The organism is Collimonas sp., assembly GCF_044339385.1.
Classification (GTDB): domain Bacteria; phylum Pseudomonadota; class Gammaproteobacteria; order Burkholderiales; family Burkholderiaceae_D; genus Collimonas.
In genome coordinates this window covers 1-14,916 of sequence record NZ_JBIIVN010000050.1, presented here as the reverse complement: position 1 = coordinate 14,916, position 14,916 = coordinate 1, and the positions used below count along the sequence as shown (strand labels likewise).

Below are 14,916 nucleotides of genomic sequence, written 5' to 3'. Positions count from 1 at the left end.
TGCCAGAGACGGGTAATCTTCGAGAACCAGTTGACGGCCTTGGCGCTGCCGTTGACTATCAGACCATCGATCAGACCGCGATCGCCAGCATTCCACAGGCCGCGGCCCAGCAGGCGGGCGCCGCCTGAGAAAACCACGTCGTTGAACTTATCCATATAGTATTTATTGTCCAGCAAGGTGAAAATCGGACCAGACTTCTGCTTGATAGCGGCAGGCAAGCGCGGATTGACTATATAGCAGTAATACGCAGACGCGACGCTGGCAATCGCCAGCCACAGGGGCGCAGAGCTAAACGCATGAGCAACCATACTGACCGGACCATGGAAATCGTTGCGCAGCTCTTCCATTGCATGATGTGCTTCATTGACGAAAATTACGTCCTTGAAAAAGCTGCCGTACAACATAGGCTCAATCGCCAGGAAGCCGATAATGGCGGAAGGAATCGCCAGCAGGATCAAGGGCACTGTCACCACCGAAGGCGACTCATGCGGCTTTTGACCAGGGGCCAGACCGTGATGCTCATGCTCATCTTCTTCGTCATGATGGTCGTCGTGGGCACCGTGCGCATCGTGTGCAGCATGGGCATCGTGGCCGTCATGCGCCTTGCCAAAACGCTCTTCGCCATGGAACACCAAGAAATACATGCGGAACGAATAGAAAGCCGTCACGAAAACGCTGGCCAGCACTGCAAAGTACGCAAAACCTGAGCCGAACAATGTCGATGCGTGGGCCGCTTCGATGATGCTGTCCTTCGAATAGAAGCCGGAAAAGAATGGTGTGCCGATCAGCGCCAACGAACCAATCAGGGACGTTATCCAGGTGATTGGCATGTATTTACGCAGACCGCCCATATTGCGCATGTCCTGGTCATGATGCAAACCGATGATCACCGAGCCCGCGCCAAGGAACAGCAACGCCTTGAAGAACGCATGCGTCATCAGGTGAAATACCGCGACAGAGTATGCCGAAGCGCCCAGTGCCACGGCCATGTAACCGAGCTGCGACAGGGTGGAATAGGCAACGACGCGCTTGATGTCGGTCTGAATGACGCCAAGGAAACCCATGAACAACGCGGTAATAGAACCGATGATCAGGATGAACGACAACGCCGTATCGGACAACTCGAATAGCGGCGACATACGCGTTACCATGAAGATACCGGCAGTCACCATGGTCGCCGCGTGAATCAGGGCGGAAATCGGGGTTGGGCCTTCCATCGAGTCAGGCAACCAGACGTGCAGTGGAAACTGCGCGGACTTACCCATGGCGCCGATAAACAGACAGATGCAGGCCACAGTTAGCAACATCCAGTCGCTGCCAGGCAAGGTCAACGTCGCCAACATGTCCTTTTGCGCAAACACTTCGGTGTAATTCATCGAACCGGAATAAGCCAGCAGCAGGCCGATACCGAGGATAAAACCGAAATCGCCGACACGGTTGACCAGGAAGGCCTTCATGTTCGCGAAAATCGCGGTTGGGCGGGTGTACCAAAAACCGATCAGGAGATACGACACCAGACCCACTGCTTCCCAGCCGAAAAACAGTTGCAAGAAGTTGTTGCTCATGACTAGCATCAACATCGAGAACGTGAACAGCGAAATATACGCAAAGAAGCGGTTATAGCCCTCGTCATCCTTCATGTATCCGATGGTATAAATATGCACCATCAACGACACGAAAGTCACCACGCACATCATCATCGCAGTCAGGCTATCGACCAAAAAGCCAATCTCCAGCTTGATGCCGCCGACCGTCATCCAGGTGTACAAGGTGCCGTTGAAAGTGGCACCGTCCATCACCTGCAGCAAGGTCTGTACCGAAATGATCAGCGCAATCAGCACACCGAGAATGGTGACAGTATGCGACGTCTTGCGACCGATCAGGTTGCCGAAGAATTTGGTACCGAATAAGCCCGCAATCGCTGCGCCAGCCAGTGGCGCCAACGGTACGGCAAGAAGTAGTTGTGGGTTAAGTTGCCCCGCCATGATGAACCTTATCTTTATTCGTTATTTGTTGTCTGCGCATTGTCTGCGCGCTGCTTACTCATTCTTTGCCTGCTTGTTTCCGCCTGCCCGGGCCTGCGAAAACAAACACCGTCAGCCCTTCAGGCTGTCCAGATCTTCGACGTTGATGGTATTGAGGTTACGGAACAACGCAACCAGGATGGCCAGACCAATCGCCGCTTCGGCAGCCGCTACAGTGAGGATAAAGAAAACGAAGATCTGCCCCGCCGCATCACCCAGGTAATACGAAAAAGCAATGAAGTTCATATTCACCGCCAACAGCATCAGTTCGATTGCCATCAGCAATACGATCAGGTTTTTGCGGTTGAGGAATATGCCAACGATGCCGATCGCAAACAGGATCGCACCGAGAATCAGGTAGTGAGCAAGCGAAAGTACCATATTGCGTCCTTGTTATTTTTGTGGGGCCGCTGGTGCGGCCGGGTTGGCAGGATTCACTGGCGCCACCGGCTCAACCCTGGCTTCCGACTGCATCTTGACCACGCGAATCCGGTCAGCGCTCTTGACCTTGACCGCAGCGGCAGGTGAAAAATACTTGCTGTCCTTACGGCGACGCAGTGTCAGCGCAACAGCAGCGACAATCGCCACCAACAGAATGACTGCGGCTATTTCAAAGGCGTAAACGTATTCGGTGTAGATCAGCTTACCCAGCTCTTTGGTGTTGCCGATGTTGGCCGACACCGCCGGCACATCTGCATCTGTGCCCTGGAAGCCGTGAAAAATGACCGCAGCCATTTCAACCACGATGATGGTACCCACCGTCGCAGCCAGCGGGAAATATCCCCAGAAACCCTCTCGCATCTTGTCGAGATTAATATCCAGCATCATCACCACGAACAGGAACAGCACCATAACGGCACCAACGTAGACCAGCACCAGAACGATAGAGAGGAATTCGGCCTTGAGCAACATCCAGATGCCGGCCGCGGAGAAAAACGACAATACCAGGAACAGCGCGGAATGCACTGGATTACGTGCGGTGATTACGCACAAGGCGGCGATCACCAACGCCACCGAAAACGCGTAGAACAAGAATGTCTTAAATTCCATAATGGCCCAAAAAGTCGGCTAAAAAAACTTCATCAATCACGAAACTAACTCTTACCACGTCACTCCCGCACATGCGGAAAGCCATTATTCAAGTTAGCAGCCCGCATCCCCGCTGGCACAAGGATGACGACAATGCACTAGCGATATGCCGCATCTGCAGCACGTGCCGCCGCAATCTCCGGCTCATAACGATCGCCAACCGCCAACAGCATTTCCTTGGTGTAGTACAGATCGCCGCGCTTTTCACCGTGGTATTCCAGAATATGCGTCTCGACGATCGAATCGACCGGGCAAGACTCTTCGCAGAAACCGCAGAAAATGCATTTAGTCAAATCGATATCGTAGCGCGTGGTGCGGCGCGAGCCGTCTTCACGCTGATCCGACTCAATCGTGATGGCCATCGCCGGACACACTGCTTCGCACAGTTTGCAAGCGATGCAGCGCTCCTCGCCGTTCGGGTAACGGCGCAGCGCATGCAGACCGCGGAAACGCGGCGACTGCGGCGTCTTCTCTTCCGGGAACAGCACAGTAATCTTGCGTGCGAACAGGTAGCGGCCAGTCAACCGCAGTCCCTTGAGCAGCTCCAGCAGCATTAAGCTACCGAAAAAATCCTTGATCGCTTCCATTTGCTATAAACCTTCCATTACTTCCAGATATTCCATGGACTTTGAATCCAGGCGGCGACAATCACCAGGTACGCGAGAACCAGTGGGATAAACACTTTCCAGCCCAAGCGCATGATCTGGTCATAGCGATAGCGCGGGAACGAAGCACGCACCCAGATAAACACCGACAACATGAAGAATGTTTTCATGCCAAGCCAGTTCCAGCCCGGAATCCAGTCCAGCATCGACAAAGGCGATGCCCAGCCGCCCATGAACAGCAACGCTGTCAGGATCGACACCAGAATCATGCTGGCGTATTCAGCCAGGAAGAACATCGCGAACGACATACCCGAGTATTCGATCATGTGGCCGGCCACGATTTCCGATTCACCCTCAACCACGTCGAAAGGATGACGATTGGTTTCGGCGATACCCGAAATAAAATAAATCAGGAACACTGGAAACAGCGACAACCAGTTCCAAGACAGGAAACCCAAGCCATGATCATAAAAATAGCCCTTGCTTTGCGCCATCACGATATCGGTCAGGTTGAGGCTGCCGGACACCATCAGCACGATCGCCAGAGCGAAGCCCATGGCGATTTCGTAGGAAACCATCTGCGCCGAAGCACGCATGGCACCAAGGAACGCATACTTAGAGTTGGATGCCCAGCCGGCGATGATCACGCCATACACTTCCATCGACGTGATAGCCATGACGAACAACAAACCTGCGTTGACGTCAGCCAGCACAGTCTCAGGACCAAAAGGCACGACTGCCCAGGCAGCCAGAGCCGGCATGATGGTCATGATCGGAGCGATGAAGAACAATACCTTGTTGGCGCGTGCCGGCAAGGTAACTTCCTTGAGCAGCAGCTTGAGGGCGTCAGCAATCGGTTGTAGTAAACCGCCGGGGCCAACGCGATTTGGGCCGAGGCGAATATGCATCCAGCCGATCAGCTTGCGCTCCCAGTATGTCATGTAGGCCACGCACAGCAACAGTGGCACAACCACGACGATGATCTTGATCAGGTTCCAGATCAGCGGCCAGATGAAACCGAACCAGTCGGCGCCGGTGGCATTGATGGTGGCGATGAAATGATCCATCATGCTTTCTCCACTACGATAGAACCAAACATCGCGCCCAAGGCTGCGGTCGAAGCGTGCGATGCGGCTACACGCACAACATTTTCCGGCAGTGTCGAATCAATCGCCGCCAGCAACGCTGCAGCGCCCTGCCCTTGTTTGAGGTTGACCCGATCGCCTGTGGCGACCCCCAGTTTTGCTGCCAGCGTAGCCGACAACCATGCGCGTGGTGCCTGGCCGTCGACAGTATCCTGCAGCGAAGGCGCGCGACGCACTACTGCATCAGCGAAATAAATCGGCACATCGGCAATCCGCTCCAGCGCACCATTGGCCGTTTGTGCAGCAGCTTGCGGCTGCAGATCGGACAAATTATTCAGGCGTGCCTGCAAGTTTGATGCGGCCACTTCGCCGGTACCGAGCACTTCATCGCGAATCGCTTCGGAGGTGTCGTAATCGAAACCGGACAGCCCCAGCAAGTTACCCAGCACGCGCAACACTTTCCATGCCGGACGGGCATCGCCGAGCGGCTTGACAGTGCCGTTGAAGCTTTGCGCACGGCCTTCGCAGTTGACGAAGGTGCCGGAGGTCTCGGTAAATGGCGAGATCGGCAGCAGCACGTCGGCGTAATCAGCACCGTGCTTGTAGGCCGACAACGCCACTACCATTTCGGCTTTATCCAATGCGGCGCGAGCGGCTTGCGGATCGAAACTGTCCAGTTCCGGCTCGGCGTTCAGCAACAGGTATGCCTTGTGCGGCTGCGCAAAAATCTGTTGTGCATTGCGGCCCGTGCCGGCTGCCGGCAACGCGTTCGCCCAGTAACCGCCGACAGTATTGCCGGCTTCGGTCAGGTAACCGAGCTTGGCGCCGGTTTGCTGTGCAATCCATTGCGCCAATGCGTGCAATTGCGATGCCTGTGGATGCTGCGCGGCTGCGTTGCCGAGGAACACGCCCTTGCCTTCACCGGACAGCAGGCTGGCTGCAGTTTGCTTGGCCGCAGCCGATGGCTCGACATTATCGAACCCGGCTGGAGCAGCGACGCTCTTGGCTTTCGCCACGGCGACGGCGACTTGCGCCAGCGATGCACACCAGTCTGATGGTGCAGCGATAATTTTGTTCGCAACCGGCATCAGCAGATCGTCGTCGGTAGCGTGCAGGATGCTCAACTGCGCACCGCGTTTAACACTCAGACGCAGGCGTGCCGACAGCAAAGGATGATCCTTGCGCAGGAACGAGCCGATCACGAAGGCGCGATTCAATTGTGCGAATTCGTTGATCGACATACCCAGCCAAGGCGTAACTTTGCCATCCAGGGCGAAGTCGGACTGACGCAGACGAAAATCGATGTTTTCTGAACCCAGGCCACGCACCACTTTTTGCAGCAGCGAAAGTTCTTCCAGCGTCGAGTAAGGCGTACCCAGCGCAGCAATCGCATCGGCACCGTGTTCGTGGCGGATGTTGCGCAAGCCGTGCGCGACATATTCCAGCGCGGTTTGCCATTCGACTTCTTGCCACTTGCCGTCTTGCTTTAGCATTGGCTTGGTCAGACGGTCAGCGCTATTGAGGCCTTCGTAGGCGAAGCGATCCTTGTCTGACAGCCAGCATTCATTGACGTCGTTGTTTTCCAGCGGCAGCACGCGCATCACCTTACCGGCCTTGACTTGCACCACCAGGTTGGCGCCCAAGCCATCATGCGGGCTGACCGATTTGCGACGCGACAATTCCCAGGTACGGGCGCTGTAGCGGAACGGTTTAGAAGTCAGTGCACCAACCGGGCACAGATCGATCATGTTGCCGGACAATTCCGAATTAACGGTCTTGCCGACGAAAGTCGTGATCTCGGAATGCTCACCGCGACCGACCATGCCGAATTCCATCACGCCGGCAATTTCCTGGCCGAAACGGACGCAACGAGTGCATTGGATGCAGCGGCTCATTTCCTGCATCGAGATCAGCGGGCCAGCGTCCTTCGGGGCGACCACCCGCTTTTCTTCCTCATAGCGGGACGATGATTTGCCATAGCCGACGGCCAAATCCTGCAACTGGCACTCACCGCCTTGATCGCAGATCGGGCAATCCAGCGGGTGATTGATCAGCAGAAATTCCATCACGCTCTTTTGCGCAGTGGTTGCCTTGTCGCTAGCGGTGCGCACGATCATGCCGGCAGTCACCGGCGTGGCGCAGGCCGGCAGGGCCTTCGGCGCTTTTTCCACCTCAACCAGGCACATGCGGCAGTTGGCCGCGATGGAGAGCTTTTTGTGATAGCAGAAATGCGGAATGTAGGTACCAATCTTGTTGGCAGCATCCATTACCATGCTGCCCTCTTGGACTTCCACTTTCTTGCCGTCTATTTCGATTTCAACCATGGCTTTTGCTTTTCTTGCCTAAGTGTTTTTACGCGCTGTTTGCGCTGTACTCTACATAAACTTACATCGTCATTCCCGCGAAAGTGGGAATCCATATTGACTGCGATCCTAGGCAGTAACACGGATCCCCGCATGCGCAGGGATGACTCCACAGTTAGTCTTAAACATACGCAGGCACCAAGCAATGCTTATGCTCGATGTGATACTCAAATTCTTCGCGATAATTCTTCAGGAATCCGCGTACCGGCATCGCCGCTGCATCACCGAGTGCACAGATAGTGCGGCCCATGATATTGCCGGCAACCGTATCCAGCAACTCCATGTCTTCCGGACGGCCGTGGCCGGTTTCGATCCGATGCACCAGACGATACAGCCAGCCTGTGCCTTCGCGGCACGGCGTGCACTGACCGCAAGACTCTTCAAAATAGAAGTACGACAGACGTAACAGCGACTTCACCATGCAGCGTGTTTCATCCATCACAATGACGGCGCCCGAACCCAGCATCGAGCCAGCTTTGGCGATCGAATCGTAATCGAGATCGGTATCCATCATGACCTCGCCGCGAATCACCGGAGCGGACGAGCCGCCAGGAATCACAGCCTTGATTTTCTTGCCGCCGCGCATACCGCCGGCGAGCTCCATCAGCTTGGCAAAAGGCGTGCCCAGGGGTACTTCGTAATTACCCGGCCGTTCTACGTCGCCGGAAATCGAGAAAATTTTGGTACCGCCGTTATTCGGCTTGCCCAATGCGGCGTAGGCTTCGCCGCCCATGTTCAGCAGGAAAGGCACCGCTGCGAAAGTCTCGGTGTTATTGATAGTCGTCGGCTTGCCGTACAAACCAAAGCTGGCCGGGAAAGGCGGTTTGAAGCGTGGCTGGCCCTTCTTGCCTTCCAGCGACTCCAGCAATGCGGTTTCTTCGCCGCAGATATAAGCGCCGTAGCCATGGAACGCATGCAGTTGAAAACTGAAGCTGCTGCCGAAAATTTTGTCGCCCAAAGCACCGGCGGCGCGTGCCTCTTCCAGTGCTTCTTCAAAGCGCTCGTAGCCAGACCAGATTTCGCCGTGGATGTAATTGTAACCAACCGAAATACCCATGGCGTAAGCGCCAATGGCCATACCTTCGATCAACGCATGCGGGTTGTAGCGGATGATGTCGCGGTCCTTGAATGTGCCGGGTTCGCCTTCGTCGGTATTACACACCAAGTACTTCTGACCTGGGAATTGACGTGGCATGAAGCTCCACTTCAGACCGGTCGGGAAACCTGCGCCGCCACGGCCGCGCAACGAACCAGCCTTCAGTTCGGCGATGACTTGTTCAGGGGTGATGCCTTCGGACAGGATACGTTTGAGGGCGGTGTAACCGCCACGCTTGACGTAATCGGCGTAATGCCAGTTATTGCCATCCAGGTTGGCCAGGATCAGCGGATTAATATGACGATCGTGCAGGCAGGTCATTTCGGTGTTACCTCACTGAGTTCCGCTAACAAGCCGTCAATCTTTTCATTCGACATCCAGCTACACATGCGTTTGTTGTTGACCAGCAGCACCGGCGCATCGCCACAGGCTCCCATGCATTCACCCTCGACCAGCGTGAACTGACCATCGGCAGTAGTTTCACGGAAATCGATGCCTAGCTTGTGCTTGAGATGCAATGCTGCGCGCTCACCGCCGGACAACTGACAAGGCAAGTTGGTGCAGATGCTGATCTTGTGCTTGCCGACCGGCTTGGTGTTGTACATATTGTAAAAGGTCGCGACTTCCTGCACCGCGATAGCTGGCATGCCGAGGTAATCCGCGACATCCTGCATGGTTTCCGGCGCCAGCCAGCCCTTTTCGTCTTGTGCAATCGCCAATGCAGCCATCACCGCCGACTGCTTCTGGTCGGCAGGGAATTTCGCTACTTCGCGATCAATCTTCTTGTATGTATCTTGACTTAACAACATGTGTTGGCCATTCGTGCGCGGTATGTTGCGCGGTAGTATTTAACAAATTAACAAATTGGAGACAGAGTTCAGAAGCCAGCGTCGCGTGGCAAATTACTCTGTACCCAACTGACTAATGTCCTACAGCAAACTTAACGGTCGATTTCACCGAAAACAATATCCTGCGTGCCGATGATGGTGACGGCATCGGCGATCATGTGGCCCTTGGCCATCTCGTTCAACCCTTGCAGATGCGGGAAGCCAGGTGCGCGGATCTTCAGACGATAAGGTTTGTTGGCACCATCGGAGACGATGTAGACGCCGAACTCGCCCTTCGGATGCTCAACTGCCGCGTAGGCTTCGCCCGGCGGCACGTGGAATCCTTCGGTGAAGAGCTTGAAATGGTGAATCAGCTCTTCCATGTTGGATTTCATGTTGACCCGCGACGAAGGCGCAACCTTGTGATTATCAGTCATGACCGGGCCGCTATTGTTGCGCAGCCACTCTACGCATTGCTTGATGATCCGGTTAGACTGGCGCATTTCTTCGACGCGCACCAGATAACGATCATAGCAATCGCCATTCTTACCGACAGGAATATCGAAATCCAGCAAGTCGTAGACCTCGTAAGGCTGCTTCTTGCGCAGATCCCACTCGACCCCCGAGCCGCGCAGCATCGGGCCGGTAAAACCCATGGCCTTGGCGCGCTCCGGCGAGACGACGCCGACACCCACCAGACGCTGTTTCCAGATGCGGTTATCCGTCAGCAGGGTTTCGTATTCGTCGGCGTATTTCGGAAAGCGAACGGTAAAATCTTCAATAAAATCGAGCAGCGAACCCTGGCGATTTTCGTTCAAGGCCTTGATTGCCTTGGCATTGCGTACCAGCGATGCCTTGTGCTGCGGCATGGTGTCCGGCAGATCGCGATAAACGCCACCCGGACGGTAGTAAGCCGCATGCATACGGGCGCCGGAGACCGCTTCGTAGCAATCCATCAGGTCTTCGCGCTCGCGGAATGCATACAGCAACACCGCCATCGCACCGACGTCGAGCGCATGTGCGCCGATCCACATCAGGTGATTCAGCAGGCGCGTGATTTCGTCGAACATGACACGGATGTACTGCGCCCGCAGAGGCACTTCCAAGCCCAACAGGCGCTCGATTGCCATCACGTAGCCGTGCTCGTTGCACATCATCGACACATAGTCGAGACGATCCATATACGGCACGGATTGCAGGTAGGTTTTCTGCTCCGCCAGCTTTTCGGTGCCGCGATGCAGCAGGCCGATATGCGGGTCGGCGCGCTGGATTACCTCACCGTCCAGCTCCAGCACCAGACGCAAAACGCCGTGTGCGGCCGGATGTTGTGGACCGAAGTTCAGCGTATAGTTCTTGATTTCTGCCATTATTTGATCCCGTAGTGTTCTTCACGAATCACCCGCGGCGTGATTTCGCGCGGATCGATCGTTACGGGTTGATAAATTACGCGTTTTTGTTCTGCGTCGTAGCGCATCTCGACGTAGCCGGAGATTGGGAAGTCTTTGCGGAACGGATGGCCGATGAAGCCGTAGTCGGTGAGAATGCGACGCAGGTCGTTATGGCCTTCGAACAGGATGCCGAAGAAATCGAAAGCTTCGCGCTCGTACCAGTTGGCGGAGGCCCAGATATCGGTTACGGAGGCCAGAATCGGCTGCTCATCGTCGGCGGCAAATACGCGCACGCGCAGACGCCAGTTATGTTCGATCGACAGCAGATGCGAAACCACTGCGAAGCGGGCGCCTTGCCAACTACCGTCGCCATAGGTCGAATAATCGACACCACAGAGGTCAATCAGTTCTTCAAAACGGGTATCGGCATGGTCGCGCAGGACGCGCATCGCGGAAAGATAATTGGAAGCCTTGACGACGATGGTGATCTCGCCCAAGGCAACGGTCAAGCTTTGAAGGTGGTCGCCAAGCGCATTGCGCACAGCTGCTTCAAGGGTTTCCAGTTTGGTGGTCATTGTGCTCTCTTAGCGCGCAATCGTAGCGGTACGGCGAATCTTGTTTTGCAGCTGGATGATGCCATACAAAAGGGCTTCAGCAGTGGGCGGACAACCTGGCACATAGATATCGACTGGCACAATACGATCACAGCCGCGCACCACCGAATAGGAATAATGATAATAGCCACCGCCATTGGCGCAGGAGCCCATCGAGATCACCCAGCGCGGCTCCGGCATCTGGTCATAAACCTTGCGCAACGCAGGTGCCATCTTGTTGCACAGCGTACCTGCCACGATCATCACATCAGACTGACGCGGGGACGGACGAAAAATGACGCCAAAGCGATCGAGATCATACCGCGAGGCACCGGCATGAATCATCTCGACCGCACAACAGGCCAAACCAAAGGTCATCGGCCATAACGAACCGGTGCGCGTCCAGTTGATCAGCTTATCAGCCGTAGTGGTGACAAAGCCTTCGTTCAAAACACCTTCAATAGACATGACTTACTCCCAATCCAGCGCGCCGCGCTTCCAGATATACCAGAAGCCCACCACGAATTCAGCAATAAACACCATCATCGTGATAAAGCCCTGCCAACCGAGGTCACGCATCGCGACACCCCACGGGAAGAAGAATACGGTTTCCAGATCGAACAAGATGAACAAAATGGCGACAAGGTAATAACGCACATCGAACTTCATGCGCGCATCTTCGAATGCTTCAAAGCCGCATTCGTAAGGAGATGTCTTTTGGGAATCGGGCCGGTGCGGCCCAAGAATACGACCAATCAGTTGCGGCGCAATACCGACCGCAATACCAATCAGGATAAACAACAGGACAGGAAAGTAATTTTCGAGGTTCACGATTATGCGCCAGTAGTTCGAACGGTCAGTAGAGTGATTTGCCGATCTGTTTTATCAGACCTGACGCCCCCAATCCAGCAAACCAACCTACACTTCCTCGACAAAAAGCCAGCGCAGGGGCAACCGTTGCTGGCCTTATATTCTTTGGTGCCGACGGCGAGACTCGAACTCGCACAGCTTTCGCCACTACCCCCTCAAGATAGCGTGTCTACCAATTTCACCACGTCGGCATAAGCAGTTATTTTAACCTGTTTTAGTACTTTTGTTCAATGCACAAAAGGGTTAAAACTTAGCAATTTCACTCAGTAATCGCAATTAATTTGTCAGCCGCAGAATAATTCGCTTTACCTCGGCAATTTACCCAGCGAACTCGGCAAATATACTCAGCAAATAATTACTTCGGAATCTGGTTCGATTGCGCGCTGCCGGTCGATGGCGCAGGCACGGAAGCCGATGCCGCATTTGCGGATCCGGCTGCATCCGCAGCTGGCGCGACAGGCGTAGCCGGAATCGCTGCAGCCGGAGCCGAAACCGGCGGCAGATTATCCATCACGCCGCCAGTGGCAGCACCACGATGATTTCCGAGGTACACCAGAGCCAAGGTCGCGATAAAGAAAATCGCTGCAGCCAAGCCGGTCGACTTCGACAAGAAGTTCGACGAACCGCTGGCGCCAAACAAGCTACCCGAGGCACCCGAACCAAACGCCGCGCCCATATCGGCACCCTTGCCATGCTGCAGCAGCACAAGACCGATGATCGTCAATGCCGACAGAACCTGAAGGATGACAATGATGTTAAATACTGTGTTCATTTAATGACTTCCAATGAGAGATGATTCTATATTTACTTGATCCGAACTGCTGAGCCCCGATGGCATCTGCACCCTATCAATCTTTTCACTTACTGCATCGACTCAATCAAACTACCGTGCATCGATGCGGGCACTTCCAATCACACTGCAGCAACGATGGCCAAGAAATCCGCTGACTTCAACGCTGCGCCACCAATCAGCCCACCGTCGATATCCGGCATAGCCAATAGTTCGGCGGCATTATCAGGCTTCATGCTGCCGCCATACAAAATCCTTACCTCAAGCGCTGCTGCGGCACTCCGCTTCGCCAACCGGGAGCGCAACGCCAGATGCACATCTTGCGCCATCTGCGGCGTAGCTGTCTTGCCGGTGCCGATCGCCCATACCGGCTCATACGCCACCACAATTTTTGCCAAACCGGTATCGGCCAGCACATCCAACACCGCCTCAAGCTGGCGACCGACCACTGCTTCGGTCTGCCCGGCCTCACGCTCAACCAAGGTTTCGCCAACACATACGATTGGCGTCACGCCAGCCTCCAGAGCACGCAACGCTTTCTGCGCTACAGCCGCGTCACTCTCCGCATGATAGGCGCGACGCTCGGAATGGCCGACAATGACGTAATGACAAGCAAAATCTGCCAGCATCGACACTGCCACTTCACCCGTATACGCGCCGGCGACATGGGCCGACACATCCTGAGCGCCCAGGCCTATTGCCGATCCGGCAAGCATAACTTGGCACTGCGCGAGATAAGGAGCCGGCACACACAGAGCAACGTCGCAGCCTGCAGCAACCGCCCCGGCCTTGATCTCTGCCAACAAAGTCGCATTGGCAACCAGGTTGCCATTCATTTTCCAATTTCCGGCTACAAGTTTGCGACGCATAGTTTTACCAAGGCCCAGGTTTTTAATAGCCCGGCATTCTAACGCGGCGCAGCGAAAGCGGTCAAACCGCCAATAAATTTTTAACAATCATCCTAAACCGCTTTTTTACCAAAGCCCTTAGCCCAACCTCGACTCCGCAGCGCCGCCACACAACATCCCTGCCCTCACCCCGCCTGGTCGGCCACACGCCGCCGAAACATCCAGCGCCCGGCATCGGAATCCTGCGGGACATAGCGATAGCCGTCGAGATCAAAATCCTTGAGCTGCTCCGGGTCTGTAATATTGTTCAATGCCGCATAGCGCGCCATCAGACCGCGCGCACGCTTGGCGTAAAACGAAATGATCTTGTATTTGCCGTTCTTCCAATCTTCAAAAACCGGGGAAATAATCGGCGCATCCAGCACCGACGGCTTGACCACCTTGAAATACTCTTCCGACGCCAGATTAACCAGAGCCCGCGTCTTTTGCTTGGCCAACTGCCGCTTTAACGCGAGCGTTACCGTATCTCCCCAAAAAGCATAGAGGTTCTTGCCACGTGGGTTAGCAAGGCTGGTACCCATTTCTAGGCGGTACGGCTGCATCCGATCAAGCGGCCGCAACAAGCCGTAGAGGCCGGATAAAATCCGCAGGTGGTGCTGAGTGTAAGTCAACTGCGCGCTGTCGAGCGTGGGCGCATCTAAGCCCTCGTAGACGTCGCCATTGAAAGCCAGGATAGCTTGCTTGGAATTGTCGTCGGTAAAGGTCTTCGACCACGAGGCGAAACGGGCAGTGTTCAATTGCGCCAAAGGATCGGAGATTTTCATCATGCTGGCGATCTGTGCCGGCGAAAGTTGCTTGAGGACTGCGATCAATTCGGCGGAATCGGCAATGAAGTCAGGGTTAGTGTGGGTGTCGGTACTGCTAGGGGTGGTGTAATCAAGGGATTTTGCGGGCGACAAAACAATCAGCATGTGAACTTCCAAATAAACCGAATAATGCCCGCAATGATACCCAAACATCGGGATGCGCATCTACATCGACGTATTTACATCCACGTATTTACATCCACGTATTTACATCCACGTATTCACACTCGCTTAATTCGCACAACCGCAAACAGCGCACACGGCCAGCCAATTCAGTCAATCAAAATGGCTGGCGAACAAACTGGTCTCAGCATCATCACCGTTGAGGCGCAACGTGGTTTCAAATTTCTGAGCTTCCCCCGAAATTTAGTCTTCCATAGGTAACGTAAAATCAACGATCCTTTGGAAAGACCAGCAATGAAGAAGATACCAAAACAGATGTACACGGCGGAGTTCAAGGAGCTAGCCGTGC

The 14,916-nt window shown here is 54.8% G+C and carries 15 protein-coding genes and 1 tRNA gene; all 16 read right to left on the bottom strand.

Annotated elements, in window-relative coordinates; all coding sequences use genetic code 11:
* On the bottom strand, window positions 1-1,985 hold a 1,985-nt coding region (gene nuoL / locus ACIQ0R_RS05555; protein WP_395824685.1), incomplete at its 3' end, for an NADH-quinone oxidoreductase subunit L.
* A gap of 111 nt (window positions 1,986-2,096) precedes the next feature.
* Complete coding sequence (gene nuoK, locus ACIQ0R_RS05550) at window positions 2,097-2,405, bottom strand: NADH-quinone oxidoreductase subunit NuoK (protein WP_395824682.1); 309 nt, start codon at window positions 2,403-2,405, stop codon at window positions 2,097-2,099.
* Window positions 2,406-2,417: 12 nt separating this feature from the next.
* On the bottom strand, window positions 2,418-3,074 hold the full coding sequence (locus tag ACIQ0R_RS05545) for an NADH-quinone oxidoreductase subunit J (RefSeq protein WP_395824678.1): 657 nt from the start codon (window positions 3,072-3,074) through the stop codon (window positions 2,418-2,420).
* A gap of 137 nt (window positions 3,075-3,211) precedes the next feature.
* Window positions 3,212-3,700 (bottom strand): NADH-quinone oxidoreductase subunit NuoI, encoded by a 489-nt coding sequence (gene nuoI / locus ACIQ0R_RS05540; RefSeq protein ID WP_395824675.1) that lies wholly within the window; start codon window positions 3,698-3,700, stop codon window positions 3,212-3,214.
* Window positions 3,701-3,717: 17 nt separating this feature from the next.
* The gene (gene nuoH, locus ACIQ0R_RS05535; RefSeq protein ID WP_395824688.1) at window positions 3,718-4,785 is read right to left on the bottom strand and encodes an NADH-quinone oxidoreductase subunit NuoH; all 1,068 of its coding nucleotides are present in this window, start codon (window positions 4,783-4,785) and stop codon (window positions 3,718-3,720) included.
* Window positions 4,785-7,127, bottom strand: coding sequence for an NADH-quinone oxidoreductase subunit NuoG (nuoG, locus tag ACIQ0R_RS05530; RefSeq protein WP_395824672.1), 2,343 nt, complete (start codon window positions 7,125-7,127; stop codon window positions 4,785-4,787). Before nuoG ends, nuoH begins: the two co-directional genes overlap by 1 nt.
* A 160-nt stretch (window positions 7,128-7,287) precedes the next feature.
* Window positions 7,288-8,583 (bottom strand): NADH-quinone oxidoreductase subunit NuoF, encoded by a 1,296-nt coding sequence (gene nuoF, locus ACIQ0R_RS05525; protein WP_395824669.1) that lies wholly within the window; start codon window positions 8,581-8,583, stop codon window positions 7,288-7,290.
* Window positions 8,580-9,071 carry an NADH-quinone oxidoreductase subunit NuoE gene (nuoE, locus tag ACIQ0R_RS05520; RefSeq protein WP_395824666.1) on the bottom strand — a complete coding sequence of 164 codons (492 nt, stop codon included), beginning with the start codon at window positions 9,069-9,071 and terminating at the stop codon, window positions 8,580-8,582. Before nuoE ends, nuoF begins: the two co-directional genes overlap by 4 nt.
* Before the next feature lie 131 nt (window positions 9,072-9,202).
* Window positions 9,203-10,456, bottom strand: coding sequence for an NADH-quinone oxidoreductase subunit D (locus ACIQ0R_RS05515; RefSeq protein ID WP_395824663.1), 1,254 nt, complete (start codon window positions 10,454-10,456; stop codon window positions 9,203-9,205).
* Complete coding sequence (locus ACIQ0R_RS05510; protein WP_395824659.1) at window positions 10,456-11,052, bottom strand: NADH-quinone oxidoreductase subunit C; 597 nt, start codon at window positions 11,050-11,052, stop codon at window positions 10,456-10,458. The genes ACIQ0R_RS05515 and ACIQ0R_RS05510 overlap by 1 nt, the downstream gene beginning before the upstream one ends.
* A gap of 9 nt (window positions 11,053-11,061) precedes the next feature.
* Entirely contained in the window at window positions 11,062-11,538 is a 477-nt protein-coding gene (locus ACIQ0R_RS05505) for a NuoB/complex I 20 kDa subunit family protein (protein WP_395824656.1), read from the bottom strand.
* Between the two features lie 3 nt (window positions 11,539-11,541).
* The gene (locus ACIQ0R_RS05500) at window positions 11,542-11,901 is read right to left on the bottom strand and encodes an NADH-quinone oxidoreductase subunit A (RefSeq protein WP_395824653.1); all 360 of its coding nucleotides are present in this window, start codon (window positions 11,899-11,901) and stop codon (window positions 11,542-11,544) included.
* Window positions 11,902-12,046: 145 nt separating this feature from the next.
* Window positions 12,047-12,131 (bottom strand) — tRNA-Leu (locus ACIQ0R_RS05495).
* Between the two features lie 164 nt (window positions 12,132-12,295).
* Window positions 12,296-12,712 carry a preprotein translocase subunit SecG gene (gene secG / locus ACIQ0R_RS05490; RefSeq protein WP_395824650.1) on the bottom strand — a complete coding sequence of 139 codons (417 nt, stop codon included), beginning with the start codon at window positions 12,710-12,712 and terminating at the stop codon, window positions 12,296-12,298.
* A 140-nt stretch (window positions 12,713-12,852) separates the two neighbouring features.
* The gene (gene tpiA, locus ACIQ0R_RS05485) at window positions 12,853-13,599 is read right to left on the bottom strand and encodes a triose-phosphate isomerase (RefSeq protein WP_395824647.1); all 747 of its coding nucleotides are present in this window, start codon (window positions 13,597-13,599) and stop codon (window positions 12,853-12,855) included.
* 164 nt (window positions 13,600-13,763) lie between these two features.
* Window positions 13,764-14,549, bottom strand: a complete 786-nt coding sequence (yaaA, locus tag ACIQ0R_RS05480) for a peroxide stress protein YaaA (RefSeq protein WP_395824644.1) — start codon at window positions 14,547-14,549, stop codon at window positions 13,764-13,766.
* Between the last annotated feature and the right edge of the window lie 367 nt (window positions 14,550-14,916).

What these genes read in the sequence shown, in the direction of transcription:
- tpiA (WP_395824647.1), bottom strand. Translation starts at nt 13,599, where the DNA reads ATGCGTCGCAAACTTGTAGCCGGAAATTGGAAAATGAATGGCAACCTG.
- nuoK (WP_395824682.1), bottom strand. Translation starts at nt 2,405, where the DNA reads ATGGTACTTTCGCTTGCTCACTACCTGATTCTCGGTGCGATCCTGTTT.
- ACIQ0R_RS05515 (WP_395824663.1), bottom strand. Translation starts at nt 10,456, where the DNA reads ATGGCAGAAATCAAGAACTATACGCTGAACTTCGGTCCACAACATCCG.
- ACIQ0R_RS05545 (WP_395824678.1), bottom strand. Translation starts at nt 3,074, where the DNA reads ATGGAATTTAAGACATTCTTGTTCTACGCGTTTTCGGTGGCGTTGGTG.
- yaaA (WP_395824644.1), bottom strand. Translation starts at nt 14,549, where the DNA reads ATGCTGATTGTTTTGTCGCCCGCAAAATCCCTTGATTACACCACCCCT.
- nuoH (WP_395824688.1), bottom strand. Translation starts at nt 4,785, where the DNA reads ATGGATCATTTCATCGCCACCATCAATGCCACCGGCGCCGACTGGTTC.
- nuoE (WP_395824666.1), bottom strand. Translation starts at nt 9,071, where the DNA reads ATGTTGTTAAGTCAAGATACATACAAGAAGATTGATCGCGAAGTAGCG.
- ACIQ0R_RS05510 (WP_395824659.1), bottom strand. Translation starts at nt 11,052, where the DNA reads ATGACCACCAAACTGGAAACCCTTGAAGCAGCTGTGCGCAATGCGCTT.
- secG (WP_395824650.1), bottom strand. Translation starts at nt 12,712, where the DNA reads ATGAACACAGTATTTAACATCATTGTCATCCTTCAGGTTCTGTCGGCA.
- ACIQ0R_RS05505 (WP_395824656.1), bottom strand. Translation starts at nt 11,538, where the DNA reads ATGTCTATTGAAGGTGTTTTGAACGAAGGCTTTGTCACCACTACGGCT.
- nuoG (WP_395824672.1), bottom strand. Translation starts at nt 7,127, where the DNA reads ATGGTTGAAATCGAAATAGACGGCAAGAAAGTGGAAGTCCAAGAGGGC.
- nuoF (WP_395824669.1), bottom strand. Translation starts at nt 8,583, where the DNA reads ATGACCTGCCTGCACGATCGTCATATTAATCCGCTGATCCTGGCCAAC.
- nuoI (WP_395824675.1), bottom strand. Translation starts at nt 3,700, where the DNA reads ATGGAAGCGATCAAGGATTTTTTCGGTAGCTTAATGCTGCTGGAGCTG.